Source organism: Rhizobium sp. YIM 134829, assembly GCF_046546455.1.
Map to the genome: position 1 here is coordinate 1 of NZ_JBKHKI010000031.1, position 565 is coordinate 565.

Consider the following 565-nt stretch of genomic DNA (forward strand, 5'->3'; position numbering starts at 1 on the left):
CCGAATGGACCTGTCCACGCGGAACGTGTCCAAGTTCGACAAAACGCTGACGCCCTACATCAACGCCGCACTCGAAATTACCGGTGACGAGCTCCCTCGTAACCGCCGCACCAAGAAACCACGGAGCACCAAGGCCAAGGCGGGAACTAGCACGTCGGCCATCCGCGCCTGGGCAACCGAAAACGGATACACAGTCAGCCCCCGCGGCCGCGTCCCCCGCGAAGTACTCGAAGCATTCGAGAACGCCACCACGCAATAATCGGCTCTCACCACCGCGCAGCGACGGTCCGCGATTTCAGTTATGGGACGATGCCGGTGAGTGGGTCGCATCGGCTAGGGCGCACAGGTCGACGTCGTCTACGGAGTGATGATGGAGCCAGCGCAGGAGTTCTCGACCCGAGTCATTCATGCGTAGGCGGGGTCCTTGGCGAGCGAGGCCCACGGCGACGCACGCTCGCAGGTCAGAGTCACACGTCCGCCCGTGGTGTCGACCCGCCGAGGCGCAGGCAGTCGGGGTGGATGCGGGGGTGTACCGGGTACAGCATCGACCATTCTTTCACCGTGG

The 565-nt window shown here is 63.9% G+C and carries 1 protein-coding gene; it reads left to right on the plus strand.

The window, feature by feature from the left end; all coding sequences use genetic code 11:
• Window positions 1-259, plus strand: a 259-nt coding sequence (locus ACLE20_RS15555; RefSeq protein WP_410941224.1) for a histone-like nucleoid-structuring protein Lsr2, incomplete at its 5' end; no start/stop codon positions are given.
• Window positions 260-565 lie beyond the last annotated feature (306 nt).